The organism is Sphingobacterium zeae (assembly GCF_030818895.1).
GTDB classification, from domain to species: Bacteria; Bacteroidota; Bacteroidia; order Sphingobacteriales; family Sphingobacteriaceae; genus Sphingobacterium; species Sphingobacterium zeae.
The window spans coordinates 1,401,576-1,426,346 of record NZ_JAUTBA010000001.1 but is presented as its reverse complement, the minus strand read 5'-3'; the positions used below and the strand labels follow the sequence as shown (position 1 = coordinate 1,426,346).

General features: G+C 40.6%; 13 protein-coding genes. 10 read left to right on the top strand and 3 right to left on the bottom strand.

The annotated features are described in order from the left end of the window. Window positions 1-35 precede the first annotated feature (35 nt). The 3 genes from QE382_RS05870 (at window position 36) to odhB (ending at window position 5,534) form a co-directional block, all read left to right on the top strand. Window positions 36-1,310: a deoxyribodipyrimidine photo-lyase gene (locus QE382_RS05870; RefSeq protein WP_307185068.1), complete on the top strand. Its 1,275-nt coding sequence runs from the start codon at window positions 36-38 to the stop codon at window positions 1,308-1,310. 180 nt (window positions 1,311-1,490) lie between these two features. Next, window positions 1,491-4,232, top strand: coding sequence for a 2-oxoglutarate dehydrogenase E1 component (locus QE382_RS05865; RefSeq protein WP_307185067.1), 2,742 nt, complete (start codon window positions 1,491-1,493; stop codon window positions 4,230-4,232). Between the two features lie 63 nt (window positions 4,233-4,295). Next, the gene (gene odhB, locus QE382_RS05860) at window positions 4,296-5,534 is read left to right on the top strand and encodes a 2-oxoglutarate dehydrogenase complex dihydrolipoyllysine-residue succinyltransferase (protein WP_307185066.1); all 1,239 of its coding nucleotides are present in this window, start codon (window positions 4,296-4,298) and stop codon (window positions 5,532-5,534) included. Between the two features lie 271 nt (window positions 5,535-5,805). Here odhB and QE382_RS05855 read toward each other — a convergent pair whose 3' ends face one another. Together QE382_RS05855 and QE382_RS05850 are read right to left on the bottom strand one after the other, a co-directional pair. Then, window positions 5,806-7,731 (bottom strand): LTA synthase family protein, encoded by a 1,926-nt coding sequence (locus tag QE382_RS05855; protein WP_307185065.1) that lies wholly within the window; start codon window positions 7,729-7,731, stop codon window positions 5,806-5,808. 4 nt (window positions 7,732-7,735) lie between these two features. Further along, complete coding sequence (locus QE382_RS05850) at window positions 7,736-9,355, bottom strand: LTA synthase family protein (protein WP_307185064.1); 1,620 nt, start codon at window positions 9,353-9,355, stop codon at window positions 7,736-7,738. A 549-nt stretch (window positions 9,356-9,904) separates the two neighbouring features. Here QE382_RS05850 and QE382_RS05845 point away from each other — a divergent pair. The 7 genes from QE382_RS05845 to QE382_RS05815 all read left to right on the top strand — a co-directional run bounded on the left by QE382_RS05845 (window position 9,905) and on the right by QE382_RS05815 (window position 23,433). Further along, a complete protein-coding gene (locus QE382_RS05845) occupies window positions 9,905-12,541 on the top strand; it encodes a valine--tRNA ligase (RefSeq protein ID WP_307185063.1) in 2,637 nt (878 codons plus the stop codon). Window positions 12,542-12,949: 408 nt separating this feature from the next. Continuing rightward, on the top strand, window positions 12,950-13,252 hold the full coding sequence (locus QE382_RS05840; protein WP_307185061.1) for a DUF4342 domain-containing protein: 303 nt from the start codon (window positions 12,950-12,952) through the stop codon (window positions 13,250-13,252). A 19-nt stretch (window positions 13,253-13,271) separates the two neighbouring features. Then, a complete protein-coding gene (locus QE382_RS05835) occupies window positions 13,272-13,646 on the top strand; it encodes a MauE/DoxX family redox-associated membrane protein (RefSeq protein ID WP_307185060.1) in 375 nt (124 codons plus the stop codon). Window positions 13,647-13,862: 216 nt separating this feature from the next. After that, entirely contained in the window at window positions 13,863-19,148 is a 5,286-nt protein-coding gene (locus tag QE382_RS05830; RefSeq protein ID WP_307185059.1) for a translocation/assembly module TamB domain-containing protein, read from the top strand. After that, window positions 19,114-21,444 (top strand): translocation and assembly module lipoprotein TamL, encoded by a 2,331-nt coding sequence (gene tamL / locus QE382_RS05825; protein ID WP_307185058.1) that lies wholly within the window; start codon window positions 19,114-19,116, stop codon window positions 21,442-21,444. The genes QE382_RS05830 and tamL overlap by 35 nt, the downstream gene beginning before the upstream one ends. A 373-nt stretch (window positions 21,445-21,817) precedes the next feature. After that, window positions 21,818-22,756 carry a malate dehydrogenase gene (locus QE382_RS05820; RefSeq protein WP_307185057.1) on the top strand — a complete coding sequence of 313 codons (939 nt, stop codon included), beginning with the start codon at window positions 21,818-21,820 and terminating at the stop codon, window positions 22,754-22,756. A gap of 125 nt (window positions 22,757-22,881) precedes the next feature. Further along, window positions 22,882-23,433 (top strand): aspartyl protease family protein, encoded by a 552-nt coding sequence (locus tag QE382_RS05815; protein ID WP_307185056.1) that lies wholly within the window; start codon window positions 22,882-22,884, stop codon window positions 23,431-23,433. Here the strand turns inward: QE382_RS05815 and QE382_RS05810 are convergent. Then, on the bottom strand, window positions 23,419-24,639 hold the full coding sequence (locus tag QE382_RS05810; RefSeq protein WP_307185055.1) for an MFS transporter: 1,221 nt from the start codon (window positions 24,637-24,639) through the stop codon (window positions 23,419-23,421). The genes QE382_RS05815 and QE382_RS05810 overlap by 15 nt on opposite strands. Between the last annotated feature and the right edge of the window lie 132 nt (window positions 24,640-24,771).

The following is a 24,771-nucleotide window of genomic DNA, read 5'->3' as shown; positions in this document are numbered from 1 at the left end:
ATAGGCTGCACTAAAAAGTATTTATCTTCACCTCTATGGACAAAAGGGCTACAATGATCTGGTTTCGAAATGATTTAAGACTTCATGACAATGAAGTATTTTATCAAGCTTCTGAAAAAAGTTCATTTATTATCCCGGTATATTGTTTTGATCCGCGATATTTCGACCGAAATCAGTTTGGCAACTTGAAGACTGGTGTTCTGCGAGCGGCCTTTGTTATCGAAGCGGTTACGGCTCTAAAAGAAAAATTAAAGAGCCATGGTAGCGACTTGTTGACTTATGTAGGCAAGCCTGAAGACATTATTCCTAGAATCGCGCAAAAGTATCAAGTTCACGAAGTTTATCACCACCGCGAAGTCGCACTTCGGGAGACCTCTATTTCCGAAAAAGTAGAAAGTGGACTTTGGAGCAGCAAAATAAATCTCCGTCATTTCATCGGTCATACCCTTTATCACAAAGAAGACCTTCCATTTCCGATTAAGGATATACCCAATGCTTTTTCTGTTTTCAAGAAAAAAGTTGAGCGGGAAAGTTTAGTTCGGCAACCGATTCCGTTACCGACCAACTTTCTTACGTCCCCCCATTTAGAGGACACCAAAATTCCCTCACTGAAAGACTTAGGTTATTCAGCAGAGGAGATCAAATCTGTTGACGACATCTACATTCTCGGAGGCGAAGATACCGCACTCAGTATTATGCATGCACTATTGTCAACCTACCCAGAGACGGATCAGGATCCACTCATCCTCGGTCCTTTTATTGCCTCAGGCGCCTTATCCCCAATCCTTTTATATCAAAATATCAAAAAATTGGGTGAAGGCAAAAAGGACAAACGGTTTGAGAAGATTATTGACATCCTTCTTTGGCGTGATTACTTTAGGTTTATGCTAAAAAAATATCCGAATATATTTTTTAAACCACAGGGCTTTAACACTAGTGCACCGCAGGGTTTTCCAACCGCTGACGGCGATGACGAACGATTTGATAAATGGAAATCAGGCCGTACAGAACATGATTTTATAAACAGTGTGATGATTCAATTGCAGAAGACGGGCTACATCCCCTATCAGGCACGCTTTATTGCCGCCAGCTATCTGGTGCATGAGTATGGTGTCAATTGGCTTCGTGGAGCTTCCTGGTATGAAGAGCACCTGCTGGACTATTCTCCTGCCACCGTATATGGACAGTGGTCTCATGTCGCTGGCGTAGGTACGAGTGAAAAAGATAATAAGGCACTGGATTGGCAAAAATTGATCAAAACTCATTTCCCGAATGGACTTCCAAAACTGGATGAAATAATGGTTAAATAAATCTTCGTCGGAAATAAATATTCCGAAGGAAAAGACCTTTTTAGCACGCCGGAATCTCCTTTAAAATCATGCTAAAAATGTTAAGAATTGGATAGATTTATTGATTAAATTATTCAATTTCAGTATTAGAAACTCTTTTTTTATTCATAACTTTGACAAATTTCATAGTTTTAATTGTAAATGGACAATCTGACATATTTGAGTAATGCTGATTCGGCTTATGTCGATGGCTTATATCAATCGTACAAGCAAGATCCCCAATCGGTAGATTTCGGATGGCAAAAATTCTTTGAAGGTTTTGATTTCGGTCAAAATGCTGGTGGAACAACAAGTTCAGTAGGTGAAGCTACTCCTGAGCACGTTTTGAAAGAAATCAACGTGCTGAACATGATTAATGGCTACCGCGATCGTGGTCACCTATTCACACACACAAACCCTGTGCGTGAGCGACGTAAATACTATCCTGGCAAGGAATTGGAGACATTTGGTCTTGCTGAAGCAGACATGAGTACCGTTTTCAATGCCGGTGTTGAAGTAGGCTTAGGTCCAGCAACATTAAAAGACATCCGTCAATTGGTAGAGGATACTTACTGCCGTTCCATTGGTGCAGAATTCAAATATATCCGTAACCCAGAGAAAATTAAATGGTTACAGGACCGTATGGAAGCGGATCGTAACATGCCTAAATTCTCTTTAGATACCAAAAAGAGAATCTTAAACAAATTAAACCATGCTGTCGTATTCGAAAACTTTTTGGGTACTAAGTTTTTAGGTCAAAAACGTTTCTCACTTGAAGGTGCCGAAAGTTTAATCCCTGCGCTAGATTCTGTTATCGAAAAAGGAGCAGAAATCGGTATTCAGGAATTTGTTATTGGTATGGCTCACCGTGGCCGTCTCAATGTATTGACCAATATTATGGGTAAATCTTACAAGTCAGTATTTTCTGAATTTGAAGGTAAGACTTATGCCGACGATCCCGAAGTGAACTTTGGTGGTGACGTAAAATACCACTTGGGTTTCTCTTCTGAAGTCAAAACCAACGATGGCAAATCTGTCCACCTAAGTTTGGCTCCTAACCCTTCACACCTGGAAACGGTAGATCCAATTGTAGAAGGTATGGTACGTTCTAAAATCGACTTCAAATATGATGGTGATTCATCGAAAATTGCACCGATCATCATCCATGGTGATGCGGCAATTGCTGGCCAGGGTGTCGTGTATGAAGTAACCCAGATGTCGAAACTAGATGGTTACAAAACTGGTGGTACTGTACATATTGTCATTAACAACCAGATCGGATTTACAACAAACTATAAGGATGCCCGTTCGGGTACATATTGTACCGACGTCGCAAAAATCACTTCTTCACCTGTATTCCATGTCAACGGTGATGATGCTGAAGCAGTGGTATACGCCATCAATTTAGCTGTAGAGTACCGTCAGAAATACAAAACTGACGTCTTTATCGATCTTTTATGTTACAGAAGATTTGGACATAATGAGGCCGATGAACCAAAATTCACGCAGCCATTGTTGTACAAACTTATCGATAAGCATCCCAACCCGAAAGAAGTGTATGCTAAAAAATTAATTTCTGAAGGAAGTATTGACGAAGCATATTCCAAAACTATCGAGAAGGAATTTAAAGCTACACTACAGACTAAATTTGAGGAATCTAAAACAGTTGAGGTATTGACTGAAGAGATCCCGATGTTTAAAGGTGCATGGGAAGGATTGCGTCCTGCTAAAAAAGGTGAAGTATTAACAACCTCCGATAAAACCAAGGTAGCAAAGGATCTATTTTTAAAATTAGCAAAAGAAATTACAACCTTACCTGCTGACAAAAAATTCTTCCGTAAGATTACGCGTTTATTTGAAGACCGTGCCAAAATGATCGATACGGATTCATACGATTGGGCAATGGGTGAATTGATGGCCTACGCGACATTATTGGATCAAGGTAACCGTGTACGTATCTCGGGTCAGGATGTACAACGTGGAACATTCTCACACCGTCATGCGGTATTGACGCTTGAAGATTCGGAAGAGAAATATGTTCCTTTAGCCAATATTAAAGGTGGCGATAAATTCTCTATCTACAATTCGTTACTTTCAGAATATGCTGTTTTGGGTTTTGAATATGGTTATGCATCTTCTAATCCAAATTCGTTGACAATCTGGGAAGCTCAATTCGGAGATTTCTATAACGGTGCTCAAATTATCGTTGATCAATATTTATCCAGTGCAGAGACGAAATGGAAACGCTCCAACGGATTGGTGATGATGCTTCCTCACGGTATGGAAGGTCAGGGTCCTGAACACTCTTCAGCACGTATCGAAAGATTTTTGGAGCTGTGTGCAGATGAAAATATGATCTTAGCCAACTGTACTTTACCTGCAAACTACTTCCATTTGTTGCGTCGTCAACTGGTACGCGAGTTCCGCAAACCATTGATTGTATTTACACCAAAATCATTGTTGCGTCATCCAAAAGTCGTGTCGCCTTTAAAAGACTTTACAGAAGGTGTTTTCCAAGAGGTAATCGACGATGTTAATGTTTCAGCAAAAGATGTTAAACGCGTATTGTTCTGTTCGGGTAAAGTGTATTACGACTTATTAGAAAAACAAGAGGCGGATAAGCGCAAAGATGTTGCTATCGTTCGTATCGAGCAGTTGTTTCCAATCCCTACAGATCAATTGAAAGCAATCCGCAAAAAATACACAAAAGCGAAAGAGTTTGTCTGGGTTCAGGAAGAAAACGAAAACATGGGTGCTTGGTCTTATTATTGCCGTAAACTCATGGGTACTGAGATTGCATTCACCGGTTTTGTTGCCCGCAAAGAAAGTGGAAGTACAGCAACAGGTTACATGAAACAACACGTTGCTCAACAGGCATCAATCTTAAATAAATCATTCGAATAAAAACAATTTAAAATCAATTGCGTCCTATAGCTAGGACGCAATTGTCAATAAAGAACATTATATATGAGCTTAGAAATTAAAGTACCAACCGTAGGTGAATCAATCACGGAGGTAACCTTATCACAATGGTTGAAACAAGATGGCGATTATGTGGAGATGGATGAAAACATCGCCGAACTGGAATCAGACAAAGCAACGTTTGAATTACCAGCTGAAAAAGCAGGTATCTTAAGAATCATTGCACAAGAAGGTGATACTTTAGAAATCGGTGCTGTTGTTTGTACAATTGAAGAGGGTGCTGCCCCTACTGGCGATTCAGCTCCAGCTGCTGCCCCTGCTAAGGAAGCATCATCAACTGCTGCTCCAGCGGCTGCCGCGAAAGACGAAGATCCAGATAGCTATGCTGCTGGTACAGCTTCTCCTGCTGCTGCAAAAATCTTAAGAGAAAAAGGAATTGATGCTTCTACAATAAAAGGAACAGGGAAAGAAGGCCGTATCACTAAAGAAGATGCCGAAAAAGCTCAACCTGTTGCTAAAACTGCTGCACCAGCAGCAAAACCTGCTGCGGCTCCACCTGCGACAGTTGCTCCCGTCGCAGGTGCTAGAAACGAACGTCGTGAGAAATTATCTTCCTTACGGAAAACGATCGCGAAACGCCTAGTTGCCGTTAAAAACGAAACAGCGATGTTGACAACATTCAATGAAGTCAATATGCAGCCGATCATGGATTTACGCGCCAAATATAAAGATACCTTTAAAGAGAAATTTGGAATCGGTCTAGGTTTCATGTCGTTCTTTACAAAAGCAGTAACCACTGCGTTAGCTGAATGGCCTGCTGTCAATGCACGTATTGAAGATAACGAAATTGTATATTCTGATTTCGCAGATGTTTCAATCGCGGTTTCTGCACCTAAAGGATTGGTAGTTCCAGTTATTCGTAATGCAGATGCCATGTCATTGGAGCAGATCGAAAAAGCAATTGCTGCGTTGGCAGGTAAGGCACGTGACAACAAATTAACGATCGATGAAATGACCGGTGGTACATTTACAATCACCAACGGCGGTGTATTCGGATCAATGATGTCTACGCCAATCATCAACGCGCCACAATCGGCAATCTTGGGTATGCACAACATCATCCAACGTCCAATTGCTGAAAATGGTCAGGTGGTGATCCGTCCAATGATGTATATAGCACTTTCTTACGACCACCGCATCATTGATGGCCGTGAATCAGTTAGCTTCTTGGTACGTGTAAAGCAATTATTAGAAGATCCAGCTCGTTTATTATTGGGTGTTTAAGCCTGATTAAAGACTGTAAATAAGAAAAGACCTATACCGTTTTGGTATAGGTCTTTTTTTTAGCAAGATAGCCTATTTATACCTATCGAACCCAGCTGCTCACCCTGATCGGAACAATAGTGCTCCTATACCTTCATAACCGATGTAGCGATCTAAATGCCCGAAGTCACAAATACCGCTCGGCATTGCTAATTGCGAACCTGATTTTGCCAAGTTCCTTCTATTTATTACCGACAGAAGCATCCGATCTAAGTCCTGCAAATAATTGATGCTATTTTTTATACGTCAGCTTGTTTTCAATCATACGGTTGTTATACTGCTGAATAAAAGCTTTCATCTTGCTCTCCATCGTATCCAATACTGCGGGATGCTGTTTCAGCAGATCCTGTTTCATGAGCCGATCCTTCTTTAGATCGTAAAACGATGTCGCTTTCAGCCCGTCATACGACATCATATAATCTTTATAATAGAGGTTATAGCTCCCTGCATTATTATTGAGCACAAAATTATCCTTACCTGGTTTGAAGGCATCTGAACCAAATGCGAAATAAGGCTCATCATAGTGCAGATAATTCAAAATAGTAGGCATAATATCTATTTGCTGTACCAGTTTATCCGCTTTGCCAACTAGATTATCACCGGGTGCATAAAATATAATAGGGATTTGGAAGCCCCCTGCCGCCGTTTGATATTCCGGCAGGTAGCTTACAGTAGCATGGTCCGCACAGATAACAAATACGGTATTCTTGTACCAGGGCATTTTCGATGCTGTTGCAAAAAATTCACGCAGTGCATTATCGGTATATCCAATGGGTTCCTGTACCGGCAAAGGTCCTTTGGGAAATTTCCCCTGATATTTTTCGGGTACTTTAAAGGGATGATGGGAGGATAATGAGAAGAAACTGGCGAAAAATGGCTGATGAAAAGTATTGATCTTGTTTGCGACAAACTGCAAAAAAGGTTCATCCCAGATTCCCCATATGCCATCAAAGTCCGCATCATTGTTATATTCATTCTTACCAAAATAATGCTGAATGCCGGCCAATTTCATATAAGCCGAAAACCCCATACTGCCATTAGGTGCGCCGTGGAAAAAGGCCGTCTCATACCCCTTCTTACCCAACAGCTTTGCTAAGCTCGTGGTTTCATTTCCCGAATATATGGAAAGTACAAAAGGTTCACCTATCGAAGGAATGCCGGTAATCACGGATGGTAATGCATCTATTGACTTACGACCATTGGCATACGTATCTGTAAAAGTGTACGCATGGCGGATCAATGAATCCAAAAAAGGCGTATAACCTTTGTATTTTCCACCTTGAATATCTTTGTTCAATTCACCAAAATGCTCTTTTGCAAAACTCTCCAAAATCAGAACGACAACATTTTTCTTTGTAAAAGGCTGGTCTGCTTTTGGTATATGAATGGGATTGTATAACTGCTCAAGCTCTTGGTCAGAATAATAATGCACCGGTTTAAGACTGACAGCCTTTAATGTTTTTAATATACTAAATGGCGTGTTCAGTACGATATTCATTTCTTCTGGGGTTTCTACATAATCTCCGGCATTGCTTAACGTAATGGGACGCGTGCTATGGGCCCAGCCCCCACGTACCCCACCGATGAAAAGAAAGGCGGTCAATAGAAACAAAGGTACTTGGATCAAAAATGACTTCCAGTTATAATTCGTGATCTTTTCCAGCTGAATATACTGATAGGATCTCATTAGACCATACACGATAAGAGCTAATAGTACGATGAGATACCAATAGTCCAAACAAAAATCAAAGGCTAGCTTCACCAAGTTTGACTCATTTGAAAATTGATCGATTACTGTACCTGTAGTTCTTTTGAGTGTAAAGGGATAATAGGCAAAATCAATCAGATTCAAGGCTATTCCTATTGAATTGACCACAACGAAGATCCATTTCGCGACTTGCTGATAGATCCGGTTATCCTTAAACGGTCCCGGAACAGTCAGCATTACAATATAAAGAATATTCAAATACAGCAGGGCTACGATGTCGAAACGCACACCCCCGGCAAACATCACCAGGAGCTTACCCGCATCAATGTGTGGAAATAAGGAGGCATTGATGCCATAAAACCCCAATCTTAACAACGCATAAATGACCAAAAGAAAGATAAAACGAATTGCGACAGCAAAATACGGTGCAAGTACTCCTTTTAATTTCATAGTCCTAATATTTTAAAAATTCACGATATACGTCTTGATAATACGCTTTACCGATATTCAACAAACTATCTGTTTTGCTCACTGGATATTCCTTGTTCGACCTATAGTTGATTATCCTTCCCACGTTATCAAAGGAAACCGCTTGCTCTGGAGTAATCACTCCAAAGGCATCTTTGGAATTATAAAAGGCAATTTGAGGTGTGGTTGGATTAAATAAATCCCGGCTCCAATGGTAACGTTCGGTTGGAAGTTTCAATTGGGTCAATAGCGTTGCTGCCAAATCTGTCTGATTGCCAATTCTGCTGAAAATTTTCCCCCGAAACTCGGGCTTGATAACATCTCCGAAAAAGATCAATGGAATATGAAAACGATTGGGATGGAATAGCTCCCATTTTTCTGAAGGAAGGCGGTGCCCATGATCAGCTACAATAACAAAAAGAGTATTCTTATACCAAGCTTCCTTTTTGGCTTTAGAGATAAAGTCATACACTACTGAATCCGTATAATATGCTGTGCTTTTAAACTTATCTGCATTGGTAGCATTGCCAAACTTATAACCGTTTTTTAAATCGAATGGCTCGTGGTTGACCAAGGTAAAGATCGTCGAAAAGAAAGGCTGTTTTTCCTTTTTAAAGTCCTTGATCATCCGATTAAAAACCACATGGTCATATACCCCCCACGAGGCACGTTCGGCATCCAAGCCAAAATTAGCATTGTCCACAACCCTAGCGATCCCATGGGTCAGCATATACGATTTAAAATTGTAAAACTCACTTTGTCCACCGTGGTAAAAGGATGTTTCGTAACCTGCATGATCGAGCTCTTGCCCAATTGCAGGCATATTTTCATGTTTATCAATATATTTAATAATACTTTCCGGCCCTTGAGCGGGAAAGCCACTCAATATTGCCACCATTCCTTTGTCAGATCGATCAGCAGCAGAATAAATATGGTCAAACAAAATCCCCCCTTTGATCAACTCTTCCATGTGTGGCGTAATTCCCTTCTCCCCCCCGAGGGACTGGATGAGGTCGCCGACAAAACTTTCTAACATAATAAAGACCACATTCGGACGAGTCGTTGAAAGCACCTGAACTGCCGAATCGGGCTGATGCTGAAAGGCGGGCCGTAGTTTCTCTGCGATCTCTTTCTGATCGCTAAAGTAATTATATGGGTTTTTCAGTTTGGTATTTTTAGCAAAGAAATCGCGTAAAAAAGCCCATTGCGTATTGACTGCCGCATGATTATAAAATGTGTCTTCCGAATAATAAGCTTTACTGGGGTTTAATGTTGCCCGCCCATAACCACCTCGAATAAACGTGAAGAGGACAAACATTCCGACGACCAGTTTAAAGATATTACCAACCGGAGATTTGATATTGAAAAAGAATACCTTTTTAAACATCCAGCGGTATAAAAAATAGCCACACAATATGCCGATCACCATGCCGACGATTGGGAGGAATACCGGCGTGGCTTCTGCCGAAGCTACAGCTCCTGAAGGTGAGGCCAAAAAGGAATCGATCGCACGCTTGGAGATTTTGTCGCCCCATTCCCGGTAGATATTGACATTGATAAAGCTTGTCACAAAAAATAACAACCAGCACAATAATGGTATAGACATCCAAGAACCGCCTTTTGGGTTTGAGCTTTGGAAAAAAACTTAATATACAATACACAAGGAACGGTAGTGCACATATATAAGAAACAGCAGAGAAATCCAGATTGAGGCCATGATAGTAAATTCTGAAAACCTCTGTAAAATTGGAAAAACCAATTTTCTCAAAAAAAGCAGTAACAAAAATCAATCTATCTATAAAACAGATCATTAACCAGAATAGAAAATACTGTGTTAAAGCTCTCAACTCTTTAGCAAATTGTTGCATCCTTTCGCGTAAAAATAAAACAGGCAAATTTACATTAATTTACATGAAATACAGGCTAATTACTTAGTAATATGAATAAAAGATTAAAAAATTATAAAGTCCCTTTGAGGTAGTATACCCTATCAATAGCAAACTCTTCTGCTAAAGGAGGATGGTGTTTGAATGAATTGCCGATACATGATGGATAGCTTCTTTTTGTTTGCGCACAAGATCAGCTGATACCTAAGGAAAATAACATAGAAATACTTACTTTTGTGTTCCTTAAAAGTTTGAATAGAAAATTTAAAATGAGCATAGCGAAAACTTATAATCCAAAAGAAGCTGAAGAAAAGTGGTACAGCTATTGGAAAGCGAACGGATTTTTCCGTTCCACCCCTGACGAACGTGAACCTTACACGATTGTGATGCCTCCTCCAAACGTCACTGGAGTGTTGCACATGGGGCATATGCTAAATAATACCATTCAAGATGTTTTGATTCGCCGAGCACGTATGCAGGGGAAAAACGCCTGTTGGGTACCGGGCACCGATCACGCCTCCATCGCTACTGAAGCCAAGGTGGTCGCTATGTTGAAAGAACAAGGAATTGACAAACGATCGTTATCCCGCGAAGATTTCTTAAAGCATGCTTGGGAATGGAAAGAGAAATATGGTGGTATTATTCTCAAACAATTGGAAAAACTTGGTGCTTCCTGTGACTGGGATCGCACGCGTTTTACGATGGACCCAGAGTTGTATCAATCTGTTATCCGCGTCTTTGTAGATCTCTATAACAAAGGATTGATTTATCGGGGCTACCGCATGGTCAATTGGGATCCGGAAGCAAAAACAAATATTTCTGACGAAGAAGTTATTTATAAAGAGAAAAATGGTAAATTATATCACCTGAAATATCAGGTTGATGGTACTGATCAATACATTGTTGTTGCAACGACCCGTCCCGAAACAATTTTTGGTGACACAGCGGTCTGTATCAATCCCAACGACGAACGCTACACCTGGTTAAAAGGAAAGCAAGTCATTGTACCGATTGTAGGCAGAAAAGTGAACATCATTGAAGATGAATATGTAGATTTGGAGTTCGGTACCGGATGCCTTAAAGTTACCCCAGCACACGATGTAAATGACTATGCGCTTGGTAAAAAGCACAACCTGGAATTTGTCGACATCTTTACCGACGAAGCAAAACTAAATGACAATGGTCTGCATTACGCTGGTATGGATCGTTTTAAAGTCCGTAAAGAGATCGAAAAAGAACTTGAGGAAAAAGGTTTGTTGGAGCAGGTTGAAAACTACACCAATAATGTGGGGACTTCAGAGCGAACAGGCGCGGTGATCGAGCCCAAAATCTCCAATCAGTGGTTCCTCAAAATGGAAGACCTTGCAAAACCGGCTTTGGATAATGTCATGGATGATACCATCAAATTTCATCCGACAAAATTCAAAAATATTTATCGCAATTGGATGGAGAATTTGACCGACTGGAATATTTCAAGACAATTGTGGTGGGGCCATCAAATACCGGCATATTTCTATGGCGATGGCAACGAAGACTTTGTAGTAGCACAGACAGTTGAAGAAGCACTTGTATTAGCGCAAGAAAAGTCGGGCAATGCAAATCTTCAAGCAGAAGATCTCCGTCAAGACGAAGATGTCCTTGACACCTGGTTCTCAGCGTGGCTATGGCCAATTTCAGTCTTCAATGGTATCAACGAACCAGAAAATCCAGAAATAAACTATTATTACCCAACCCAAGATTTGGTCACTGCGCCCGATATCATCTTTTTCTGGGTAGCACGTATGATCGTTTCAGGATATGAATTCCGCGGACAATTGCCTTTTGAAAATGTTTATTTTACTGGGATTGTACGGGACAAACTCGGCCGCAAAATGTCCAAATCGCTGGGCAACTCACCTGACCCAATTGATTTGATGAACGAATACGGTGCCGATGCGACTAGAATGGGGATGTTATTGACTGCTCCAGCGGGTAATGACCTTCCTTTTGATGTTGAACTCTGTGTACAAGGACGTAATTTTGCCAATAAAATATGGAATGCTTTCCGCTTGGTGAAAGGCTGGGAAACCACCGCAGCACCAGCTTCCGCATCTGACAAAATTGCGGCTGCCTGGTTTGAGGCAAGATTAAATCAGTCTTTGGTCGATATCGAAGAAAACTTTAAGCATTATCGTTTATCAGATGCGCTGATGACAACCTATAAATTGGTATGGGATGACTTTTGCGCCTGGTATCTTGAATTGGTGAAACCGGCTTACGGCTCACCTATTTCTAGAGAAACCTTAGATACAGTAAAATCATTTTTTCAACGTATCCTCACATTGGTGCATCCTTTCATGCCTTTCTTGACGGAAGAATTATGGCACGACGAATTGTTCGGAATAAAAGAGGAGAAAGATTGCATTATCGTCGCTCCCTATCCGACGGCAGATGCCTTTGACGAGCAGCTTATCAAGGATTTCGCTGTCGCACAACAGATTATTTCTGAGATTCGGAATATCCGTAATTCTAAAGGTATCTCCCCTAAAATTACGTTGCCATTAGCGATCAATCAGCAATCTGAGGTCAACTTAAAACAATACATTGCTATCATCACTAAGATTGCAAATTTGGAGGACGTGACTTTTGTCTCTGAGAAAATTGCAGGTGCAGCCAGTTTCCTTGCCGGCAAAGATGAATGTTATGTGACTTTGGAAAACAATGTTGATGCGGATGCCGAGCGCGAACGCATTGAGAAAGAATTGGAATACTTAAAGGGTTTCCTAATTTCGGTAGACAAGAAGCTTTCCAATGAACGATTTGTACAAAATGCAAAACCTGAAATTGTCGAAAACGAGAAAAGCAAGAAAGCTGACGCAGAAGCTAAGATTAAAATCCTGCAAGAAAGTTTAATCGCATTAGGATAACACCTAAACAATACAGCTGATCAGGTCCCGTGTAATGCACGGGACCTTTTTTTGTTAACACCAAATTCGCCTTTTCTTCGGTACTTGTTCGGTGCTTGTACGGTGCTTCTTCGGTTAAAACCGAAGAAACACCGTACGAGTACCGAAGTATATACGACAAATGATCGTGTGAAGACTGAAGCAGGTATGCATGTTTTATTAAAGATAGGCCCCCGTCAATTCCCCTTTTAGTATCGGAAATTTCATTTCAAGGGTTTTCTAAAAAGAGCTTCATGAATAAGGTATGGTCGTCTCCTGAGAGATTCCGGGTAGTTTAAAATTGACTTCGAGTGGAACAATACCGGAAAGTTTATCCTAATTCTGTAAAAAATGAATAACTTTATAATAGCGAACTTAAATTATACTATTATGGGATTTAAAGAAACATTTCAGATTAACGGTGAAAACCTTTTGCAGAAAATCAAAGAAATTATTGCTGAGGGCAACGTAAACAAAATTACTATTTCGGACAAGCATGGGAAGGAGATCATGAGCTTTCCAGTGACTGTTGGAGCGATAGGTTTGATCTTAGCCCCTGTTTTTGCAGCGATCGGAGCTGTCGCTGCATTACTTACAGAGTGCACCATTACTGTGGAACGCAATAGCCAGAAGGACGAAAATGACAAGGAAGACAACAGTACGGATCCACCAAGCACAATAACAGTAAATTAATCAACTCAGACTGCCTGCTATGAAAATCTTAAAAAATATACTTTGCATTCTATTTGCTTTGCTATTCATTAATGCGGGTCTAGATAAACTTTTTCATTATATGCCAACTCCACCAATGGATATGGACATGAAAAAAGTATTTGAGGCTTTTAATGCTATAAAATGGCTAATGCCACTGGTTGGAATTATTGAGCTCATTGGCGGTCTACTATTCATTTTCCCAAAGACAAGAACGTTGGGTGCATTGGTCATCTTTCCAATTCTCATGGGTATTTTTACCCATAATATGATTTTCTATAGTCAACAGGGATTAATTATTTGGGCTGTACTTTTTATCATCTGGTTATGGGTAGTTTTTGAAAACTGGGGAAAGTATAAAAAATTGCTTGTATGATTGCCTTAATATTAGACAAACAAGCTCTTTCAGCATAGCGCATATATTACTATTAAATACCTATTTTTTGACAAATTGATAGGTATTTAATGTTTTTATTAACATAAAATTAAAAAACTAAAAACTTTATATGGCTATACTGGTTTGGTCAATTATTTGATGTAACTTTTTTCCGTTTTAATTGTTTATTAGTAGATATTTAAATCAAATTACACGTTGAACAGATTTACCCGAGTTGCTTTCAAAACAATTTTGTGGATTATTGGAGTAATAATTGCGCTTGCTATTCTAATTGTATTTTTAATTCGATTACCGTCGGTTCAGAATTATATTGCCGGAAAAGTCACTCAATATGTTGAAGGCAAAATTGGTACTCCCGTTAAAATAGGCTACATCAATATCGATTTTCCGAAGAAACTAGTTTTACAGGATATCTATTTAGCGGACCAAAGCAAGGATACATTGGTTGCTGGAAAATCGATAGCGGTAGATATCAATATGCTGAAGCTGCTGAAAAATACGGTTGAAATTCAAAGTATAGAAGCAGAGGGTATCACCGCAAAAATTCGTCGTACATTACCTGATAGTTCGTTCAATTTCGATTATATTGTCAAAGCATTTGCATCGCAAAAAGAAAGCAATCCCACTGCCGACAGCAGTTCAGCACTCCTATTCAACCTCGATAAAGTAAAATTTGATAAATTTCATATTGTCTATGCCGATGATGTAATTGGAACCAGCGCCGATGTATATCTCAACAGCCTAAATACCAACATTAAGAAGTTTGATCTGACAAAAAATATGGCTTTCAATCTTCCCAAAGTAAAGATTGATGGTCTGAGTGCTACCATCAAACAATGGCGGCCGATCGTTGACGGTGCAGCGCCCACTGTTGAGGACTTTGGCATTACGGATAAAACGGCTCAAACAACCACGCTGCTTCCTGATGTTGGCATACAGATTGCGGATTTGACCAATATCTTAGTCCGTTATGAAGATCAGTCCAGCCTCTTGAACACCAAGTTTTATGTCAAAAATCTTCATGCAGACATTAACAAGATCGACCTCAACAAAGAAGTTGTTGATATTCAAACAATCAGCCTCGATGGTTCGGACAACAGTGTGCTCTTTGGAAAGGTCCTAAAAAAAGCAAACAACTCAGCTAAATCTACAGCAGATACGACCAAAGTAAACTGGATTGTATCGGCCAAAGATATTCAGATCAATAATACAAGTTTAGCTTATCGCGATGACAATCAGGTGCGAATGAAGGGTTTTGATTACTTTAACATTAAGATCCCCGGTATGAAAACAAGCTTAAGTGATCTTTACTACAGTGCCGACTCAATCAGTGGATCCTTGAACGAACTCATAACGTCTGATCACTCGGGTTTTGTAATCAAACAATTAAAGGGAGATTTTACGTACACAAACACTGGTGCTGAAATCAAAAATCTGTATGCCGAAACTCCACGTACTCTCCTACGGGATTACGTAAAAGTAACCTATCCATCGTTGGATATTGTCGCCAAAAAACCGGAACTCCTCTACGTGAATGCAACCATCAAAAAGAGTCATGTCGATATGCGCGACATTTACTATTTTGCCCCTTTTTTGGATACCATACAGGTGATGAAACCCTTGATGGACAAAAAATTTGCTATCGATGGACGTGTTATGGGGAAATTAAATGATCTGAATATTCCAGCAATTGATTTCCAAACCCTGTCCAATACACGTGTCATTGCAAGCCTACGTTTAAGGGGGCTTCCCGAAGTGGATAGAATGTCCATAGATCTTAATTTAAAAAAATTGACTACCGGACGCTCGGATATCGAGAAACTGGTTTCAAAAAAAATGCTGCCTAGCGGAATTGAATTGCCCAATACGATCGGACTCACCGGAACTTTTAAAGGTGGAATGAGCGCCTTTAACACCAATCTTTCGCTGGTAACAGAAAAGGGAACGGCTAAGTTTAATGGTAAAGTGGGCATGATCGGTCGCGATACGACCTACGACGCTTATGTGAGTATCCGTGATTTTGACATTGGTAAGATCATGAAAATGGACAGTACCTTGGGTATACTTTCATTTGAGGGGAAAATTAAAGGACATGGAACTGACCCTAAGAAGCTTGTAGCCAACTTTGATGGTAAAGTAAACCGAATGGACGCCATGGGATATCGGTATCAGAATATCGACATGAACCTGACCGCAGACAAAGGAGATATTAAAGCGGCTGTGGTTAGCCCTGATCCAAATATTCAATTGAAGTTAAACGCAACAGCGAATATGAAGTCTAAATATCCACAGGTGGATTTTGAACTTCAGGTAGATACCATTAATCTTAAAAATTTAAAGTTGATGGATGATGAGTTCAAATACCAGGGTAAACTCGTCGGAAATTTCAGTTCAGCCGATCCAAATTTTTTAAATGGTGCAGCGCATATTACAAATTCCTCGATCTTTTACAGTGGTGCATATTATTCTTTAGACAGCATTTCGCTTATAGCAAAAGCCGATACCAGCCGTAATTTATTGCTATTAAGATCTGACTTTTTAAATGCTCATCTAGTTGGTAAATATAAAATTCTGGAATTGCAGAGTGCTATTCAAGATATCCTACAGGTATACTACCAGCCTGGAAAAGCTGTTAAAGTGCCCAAATACGAGCCGCAAAATATTGAGTTTTCTGCGCAGCTGACCCGAACGAAGTTCATCAGAGATTTCTTGCCAGAACTGACAGCGATGTCGGATATCACTTTGGATGGTATGTTCAACAGTCAATCAAAAACGATTCTCGCTAAGCTGGATGCACCGAAAATAATCTATAATGGCACTGAAATAAATAACGTTACCTTAGATATCAATACCCTCGATAGTACACTGTATTACTCGGCATTGATCAATAAAATTAAGGTAAGCAATTTGGAACTAGTGAATACCGTATTCAGTGGCAAAGTCATCCAAAACAATTTGGATTTTGGCCTCTGGATAAAAGATAAGAAAGAGAAAGAACAGTATCACCTTGGCGCAAATATGCGTGTTGATAATGGGGCATTTGTTTTTAGTTTGCTGCAGGATGGCTTAATGCTGAATTACGACAAATGGACAATAAATCCAAACAATGTGCTCAAATTTGGGAGTACTGGGATTCAGGCCAATGAATTTATCTTAAGCAATAAGGGACAAGAGCTTAGTATATCTTCACAAGATAGTGTACTCAATTCACCGATAAACATAGCATTTAAGAATTTCCGGATTGAGACATTAAGTAAAATGCTGGAAAGCGAAACAGTAGAGCTCGGGGGTGGAATTAATGGTCAGGCGACGATATCCCGTCTAGAGAGCAGCCCTGTATTTGTATCGGATCTTGTTATCAATAAATTTTACATCGGACAGGATACCGTTGGGAATGTCAATATTAAGGTTAACAATGAGAAAGAAAATACGTACAATGCCAATATTAGTATTAGCGAGAATGGCAACAATGTTGTTTTAAATGGTGAATTTGTGAACCCTCCTCAGGGAGAATCACGCTTAGATTTCACCTTAGATATTGCGCCGCTTTCCATGCAGACCGTGCAAGCATTCAGCCTCGGCTATCTTAAAGATTCGAAAGGAAATCTTGAAGGGCAATTGAAAATAACGGGATCACCATCTAAACCGGTCATTAACGGCGATGTTAAATTTAAAGATGCACAATTTAATATTGCCATGCTCAATGCACTCTTTAAAGCCAAAGATGAAACGATTCACTTGGACGAAAGAGGCATTACTTTCCCCAAATTTGCATTAGAAGACAAGAAAGGAAATATTGCCAAGCTGACGGGATCCATAGCCACGACAACGTATACTGATTTTGATTTTAATCTCAATGTCAATACAGACAATTTTGAAGTGCTCAATTCAACACAAAGCGATAATGACATGTTCTATGGTAAAATGTATCTTACTTCGAATCTGCGCATTCGCGGAAATCTCGATAAGCCTATCGTGGACGGTACAATCAAAGTGTTGGATGATACCGATTTTACCTTTGTCATGCCAAACGACGATCCAGGGATGGCCGATCGTAAAGGGGTTGTTGAATTTGTTGATAAGAGTGATACAACAAGAGCGAATGTTTTTGCCAAATTAGATTCCATGACTGTCACCCGTTTAACGGGGATCGATGTGGACCTCAACCTTCAAACAGATAAGGATGCTAAATTTAAGATCCTTCTGGATGCCGGTTCGCAGGATGCCCTGAACATACAGGGAGAAGCCGAGCTGAATGCAGGTATCGATGCCAGTAGCAAAATTACCTTGTCAGGTACATTTACCGTTGACAAGGGAAGCTATTCATTTAGTTTTGGCCCTGTGAAGAAAGATTTTACGTTCCGAAAAGGAAGTACGATCACCTGGAACGGGGATCCTTTGGATGCCCAGCTGAATATCACAGCAGCCTATACGACCAAAGCACCGACTTTAGAGCTTGTAGCGACGCAACTCGGTTCAGAAAATGCCAATCTGTATAAGCAGCGTATTCCGTTCAATGTGTTACTAAAGATTACAGACAAATTGTTCCAGCCGCAACTGAATTTTGATATTGACCTGGACGAAAACAACTCGGTTGTTTCGCAAGATGTAATCAGCAAGGTAAACAATGCATTGACGACGTTACGTGAAAATCCGTCTGAACTTAACAAGCAGGTCTTTTCACTTATTGTATTGGGGCGCTTTATGTCGACCAATCCATTTGAGAGTCTTTCGGGTGGCGGTGGTACCGAAGCTATTGTGAGAAATAGTATCAGTTCCTTCCTAAGTGGTCAGTTGAACCGCTTGGCTTCCGAACTTATTACAGGAGTAGAACTGGATTTTAATTTAACTTCAGAAGAGGATTATGCTACCGGAGCTGGACAAACCCGCACGGATCTGAATATAGGTGTATCGAAAATGCTCTTAAATGATCGTTTAAAAATTACTATTGGATCCAATTTTGAAGTGGAAGGAAACACGCGGCCTGGAGAGACTGCCAATAATATCGCCGGAGATATCCAATTGGATTATCAGCTTTCACAAGACGGCCGTTATTTTGCACGGGTATACCGAAAGAATCAATATCAGGTTACACTGCAGGGCCAATATGTAGAAACAGGTATTGGATTTATCATCAATATGGATTACAACAGATTTAAGGAAATCTGGATGAGTTCAAAAAAACTCAAAGAGTACTATGATACGAATAGCAAAGGTTTCAGAAAACGTTTCGATGTGGAGCGCATGGAAACCGACTCAACCTATCGTGATAGCGTGCGCACGGTCATCCGTGACAGTTTGATGCTACATAGTCCAGCATACAGAAAACGTATGGAGGAAAGAGAACAAGAGAAACGTAAACAGCAATTGGACTCTAGCAAAAAATCACCAAAAAGCAATGGTCCAAAATCAAATTTAGATACCATCAAAACAACAGCGATAAAAAATGAAGATGAGGAAAGGAGTTATCATGCAGGTTAGATTAAAGTATAGTGTTGGAATAGTAACATTCGCTGCATTCATCGCCTCCTGTTCGTCAACCAAAAATCTGAAAGAAGGAGAAAGCTTATATGTGAAGGGGAATGTCATCGTCGAGTCGGACACCATTTCTAAGGAAAACAAGGAAAAGATATCAACCCGCCTGGAAGAGGCCCTTATGCCCAAACCGAATAAACGACTGGCGGGGGTACCTTTTAAGCTATATTTTAATAATATGGCTGGAGATTCAGCCGGGAACAACATCATAAAAAAATTCTTTAAAAAAATTGGTGAAGAGCCCGTGTTGCTGCGGGATGTTAATCGAGAATATAATGAAAATCTATTGCGCAATCGTCTGGAAAATTTTGGTTTCTTTAATGCGGAAGTGAGATCCGATACGTTAGTAGAAAACAAAAAAGCAACGATTAATTATACCGCCAAGCCCAACCTGATTTACCGCATACAGTCTGTTAAATTTGATGTTGACAGCAATAGTCAGTTGGGGAAAGATATTCGTTCGAGTTCTGATCAAAGTCTTCTCCAGGTAGGAAAGAAATACAGTTTAGATGTTATCTTAAACGAACGTGACCGCATCGATAATGATCTTAAAAATAAAGGCTATTATTATTTCAGCCCAGATTACATCTTGGTTCAGGTAGACAGTTCGAACCGGAATAACAAGGTGGATATGTATGTTACGGTTAAAAAAGAGACACCGGCGCAGGCGAAAGTCCCATCCAAGATCAATAAAATTTACATTTTCCCGAACTATACGGAAACAAGCTCCGGTTATCAGCGGTCTACACGGAATGCCGAACTGTACGATAGCAGCTATTATTTTATAGACCGTCAGCATCTTTACCGGAAGCCTGTTATTGCAAACCATATCTTCTTTAAACCGGGCGATACATACAACCGTAATGCCCACAATCAGACCATCAGTCATTTGGTAAACCTCAATAGCTGGAAATTTGTAAAGAACAATTTTGTCGACAGCAAAGAAGTGCCCAACGCACTGGATGTCTACTATTACTTGACCCCATTACCCAAAAAGTCCCTTCGGGTGGAGCTTTTAGGCAAAATGGCTTCGGTATACAACGGTACTGAGGTGAATGTTAACTGGACTTTACGAAATGCATTCAAAGGTGCCGAGCAGCTCAGCTTTAACGTATTCGGCGGTTATGAGACCCAGACGGGAGGATCGGCCGACCTCAATTCGAGTTATTACCGCTACGGTATGGAGGCGACCTTGACTTTTCCTCGCATATTGTCTCCTTTTGGAAGAGTTTCGCCGTCGCGGCGCTTTATTCCGAAGACTTATATCAAAGGCCGCTATGAGTTTTTAAATCGCCGCAAAGCTTATACGCTAAATTCGATTGCATTGGATTACGGTTATATCTGGCAAGAATCTGAAGAAAAACAGCATGATCTCGCTTTAATGGAGATTACTTATGTTCAGCCTAAAGGCATTTCGGAAAACTACCAAAAACAAATGGATACCATTCCTGCATTGCGACATGCCATAGACCCGCAGTTTACCATTGGTCCAAACTACAACTTTACGTTTCAAAACACCATGAAGCAGCATTTGAAAAATACGTTTTATTTCAAAGGCAACTTGGACCTGTCGGGAAACATACTAGGGCTGATCAAAGGAGCAGATTTTAATAAAGGGAAAACGTTCAAATTGTTTGACGCTTATTTCTCACAATATATCAAGATCAGTGGCGATGGCCGACATTATTTAAAGTTATCGGAAAATGCACAACTTGCTTCGCGGGTAAGTTTGGGTTTGAGCTATTCTTATGGCAATTCCCGCTCCCTTCCCTATTTAAAACAGTATTATGTGGGGGGGCCTAATAGTATCCGTGCTTTCGGGGCCCGCGCTATTGGTCCAGGAACTGTTGCCCCTGAAAAGTTGAGCAATGGACTTTTCTTTGCGGATCAAACCGGTGACATTAAATTGGAACTTAATACGGAATATAGAGCAAAATTAGCAGGGTTTGTGCATTGGGCAGCATTTATTGATGCGGGAAACGTCTGGTTGCAGCGGGAGGATGTGAACAAGCCCGGCGGCAAATTCAGTAAAGATTTTTTAAATGAATTAGCAGTTGGTGGTGGAGCGGGATTACGCTTCGACTTCACTTTCCTGATTGTCCGTACCGATATGTCCATACCATTCCGTATCCCCTATCTTCCAAAAGGAGAACGGTGGGTATTTAGCGATATTGACTTTGGAAGTTCTAAATGGCGTAAAGACAACTTGATGTTCAACTTAGCCATTGGTTATCCGTTCTAAGCAACCGATTCGGCATATGCCCTAATAACAACAGGCTTGAATGAATTTCAAACCTGTTCTTTTTTTGGTCATTTTAACTAAGTCATACACTGGCAACGATGTTATCGGGTATTCTTCGCTCAGGACGAAATCCTGTTACCTTTTTTATGACAAAAAACGAAGTATTCCCACGGCCGGCATTGATTTACTGACAATAATTGATTAAATTCAAGCATTATTTTTTGATCCACATAAATGTTCAGGAAATATCCATGCAGCATTAAGATACACGCACGGATGAGGATAGGCTGGATATTCTATATGGCATAAAGCTGCCAAAGGCAACCTGGGCTTAGTCGGATAATTAGCGCATAAATAAACAAATAAAGTACATATGAAAGTAACTATTGTTGGTGCTGGAGCTGTAGGAGCTACTACAGCGGACAATTTAATCCGTCGGAATGTCGCAGAGGAGATTGTATTGTTGGATATTAAAGAGGGTTTTGCAGAAGGCAAAGCACAAGATATGGCACAAACTGCAGCCTTATTGGGTTTTGAATCAAAAATCAAGGGGGTAACGAGTGACTATCTTTCAACTGCTGGTTCTACTGTTGCTGTGATTACGTCCGGCATTCCACGTAAACCTGGAATGACACGTGAAGAATTAATCGGGACAAATGCGAATATCGTCAAGTCTGTTGTCGAGAACTTAGTAAAACATTCTCCAGATATTATCATTGTCATCGTTTCTAATCCGATGGATACCATGACCTATCTGGCCTTAAAGGCAAGTGGTTTACCCAAAAATAGGATTATCGGTATGGGTGGGACCTTGGATTCGGCCCGATTTAAATATCAATTAAGTGATAAACTGAATGCTTCCGCTGCGGATCTCAATGCGATAGTCATTGGTGGTCATGGCGATACAACAATGATACCGCTTATTAAGCACTCCACGTGGAACAGTATTCCGGTGACGGATTTTCTCACCGTGGAAGAGCAGGATGAAATTGTCCACAAAACCATGGTTGGAGGAGCTACATTAACCAGCCTAATCGGAACATCAGCATGGTATGCGCCTGGCGCGGCAACTGCTGCAGTAGTTGAAAGCATTGTCCGTGATCAAGGGAAATTATTTACTGCTTCCGTTTATTTGGAAGGTGAATTTGGCCAAGAAGATATTACGCTTGGCGTACCGGTTATCATCAATAAAAAAGGATGGGATCGGATCGTACCACTTCATTTGGATGAAGAGGACGAAGAAAAATTTCGCAAAAGCGCGGAAGCAGTCCGTAACATGAATAATGTATTAAAAGAAATAAAAGCCCTATAGGCAACAAAGTAATAGGCTGTTGTACACAAATAACAGCCTATTTCGCTGTCTCCTCTCCTTTAGGATCTATTATCTTTCTTGTATTGTCGTTGCTTTTAGTAAACCTGCATCCCTACCTGAAAACGTTGAAAAGCGGAAAAGTGCAGATACACCATGCAGCATCAAGCTCAATTTTAAGCTTCCAGCGGCGGAAAGTTTCTTTTTTGATGGATTTTTTGGCTATGTTTGGAGGTATGACAACAGTACCATTTCAATTATTGGATTTACAAGGCCAAGGCACACACATTTTGGTTGATGTAGAAATTTATAGTCGTTCATTCAAGATGGTGATTGATACAGGTGCTTCTAAAACTGTATTTGATAAAACACAATTGGGCCATCTTTTAGAGGATCAATTGGAGCTTGAACCATCTGAAACACTATCAACAGGACTTGGTACCAATTCAATGGAAAGCTTTAACCTGGCAATTCCGAGCCTGAAAATTGGCGAATGGGAGATCAACAAACTACATACTGCGGTATTGGACTTAAGTTCCATTAATTATGCCTACGAACAAATGCATCTAGATCCTGTGATTGGCGTATTGGGTGGAGATATTTTTGCAGACTATGGTGCTGTCATCGATTATGCCAAGCGCACGCTAAAATTGCGCACCCGAAAACTAAAACTTAAATAAACGTTTTTGGATGTGGAACCGGAGATAACCGTAATAAACGACTGCTATCATAATACCTAGCCCGCCCATCGCATATAATGTTATTCTCAGGCCACAATAGCTGGCCAGAGAACCGACCATCAATGTGCCGATCGGGAAAATCCCCTGAAAGGCCATCACGTAATAGGAGATCGCGCGGGCACGATAAATCGGTATGGCGTGGGTCTGAATATAGGTATTGATACTTGACGTTTGCATCATCATGGCAAAAGACACCAACATGACATAAACGAGTGCCATCTGAAGCATGCTAGAATGCGCCAGAAACAACAATGCCATCCCCATCAGTGCGGCAGCTCCCATCACCTGATACCGCAAATTGGTACCAGATTTTAAGCGAGCCATATTAAAGGCACCAATCATAGCTCCCAATCCGGCTGCACTTTCAAACCAGGAAAAGGTGCGTTCATCACCGTGAAACATTTCTTTGGCTATGGCCGGTAGCAACGACGTGTAGGGAATGACAATCAGGCTGGAAAAGGTCATGATGATAATCAGCGAAGAGATATGTGGTGACCGTTTGAGATAGCGAAAACCTTCGACCAAGCCTTCCCAATTGCTCCCCTTGCTCAGCTGAGCATGAGTTTCGTCGACCCGCATCATCAATAGCGTAATAATGACAGGAACAAAACTAATAAAGTTAAGTGCAAAGCAGGCGAGTTCGCCGTAAGTACTTAATAAAATCCCCCCTATTGCAGGGCCCACCATGCGTGCGCCATTGAAGATGGTTGAGTTCAGGGCGATGGCATTCGGCAGATCTTTACGATCTCCAATCAAATGCATCATAAGGGACTGTCGTCCCAAAACGTCAAAGGAGTTAATGATCCCTTGTATAAGTCCCAATGCGGAAAGCCATAGCACACTCTCCCACTTCAGATACACCACCAGAGTCAAAATACCCGCCTGGATCATGAGACCAATTTGGGTCATCAAAACCAATTTATACTTTTTGTGCTTATCAACAAAACTTCCAATAAATGGCGAAAGGATGAGCGAAGGCAATAAGGAGATGAACTGAACAAAACCGAGCCAGAATACAGAGCCCGTAATTTCATAGACCAACCAGCTGATAGCGATACGCTGCATCCATGTTCCCATCAGGGAAATTGCCTGTCCAATAACATGTAAACGAAAATTTCTATATTGGAGCGAACGGAAAACCTGCATACGTTAAAGATAATACTATAATAAAGTATAACAAAAAATTAGCCGAAGAGATTCTTTTTTTGCAAAGATTATGATGCAATAGGTGAAAATCGATGCTTCAATAGTGGAATATAATCGATAACTTTGTACTGT

What these genes read in the sequence shown, in the direction of transcription:
- QE382_RS05870 (WP_307185068.1), top strand. Translation starts at nt 36, where the DNA reads ATGGACAAAAGGGCTACAATGATCTGGTTTCGAAATGATTTAAGACTT.
- QE382_RS05865 (WP_307185067.1), top strand. Translation starts at nt 1,491, where the DNA reads ATGGACAATCTGACATATTTGAGTAATGCTGATTCGGCTTATGTCGAT.
- odhB (WP_307185066.1), top strand. Translation starts at nt 4,296, where the DNA reads ATGAGCTTAGAAATTAAAGTACCAACCGTAGGTGAATCAATCACGGAG.
- QE382_RS05855 (WP_307185065.1), bottom strand. Translation starts at nt 7,731, where the DNA reads ATGAAATTAAAAGGAGTACTTGCACCGTATTTTGCTGTCGCAATTCGT.
- QE382_RS05850 (WP_307185064.1), bottom strand. Translation starts at nt 9,355, where the DNA reads ATGTCTATACCATTATTGTGCTGGTTGTTATTTTTTGTGACAAGCTTT.
- QE382_RS05845 (WP_307185063.1), top strand. Translation starts at nt 9,905, where the DNA reads ATGAGCATAGCGAAAACTTATAATCCAAAAGAAGCTGAAGAAAAGTGG.
- QE382_RS05840 (WP_307185061.1), top strand. Translation starts at nt 12,950, where the DNA reads ATGGGATTTAAAGAAACATTTCAGATTAACGGTGAAAACCTTTTGCAG.
- QE382_RS05835 (WP_307185060.1), top strand. Translation starts at nt 13,272, where the DNA reads ATGAAAATCTTAAAAAATATACTTTGCATTCTATTTGCTTTGCTATTC.
- tamL (WP_307185058.1), top strand. Translation starts at nt 19,114, where the DNA reads ATGAAGATGAGGAAAGGAGTTATCATGCAGGTTAGATTAAAGTATAGT.
- QE382_RS05820 (WP_307185057.1), top strand. Translation starts at nt 21,818, where the DNA reads ATGAAAGTAACTATTGTTGGTGCTGGAGCTGTAGGAGCTACTACAGCG.
- QE382_RS05810 (WP_307185055.1), bottom strand. Translation starts at nt 24,639, where the DNA reads ATGCAGGTTTTCCGTTCGCTCCAATATAGAAATTTTCGTTTACATGTT.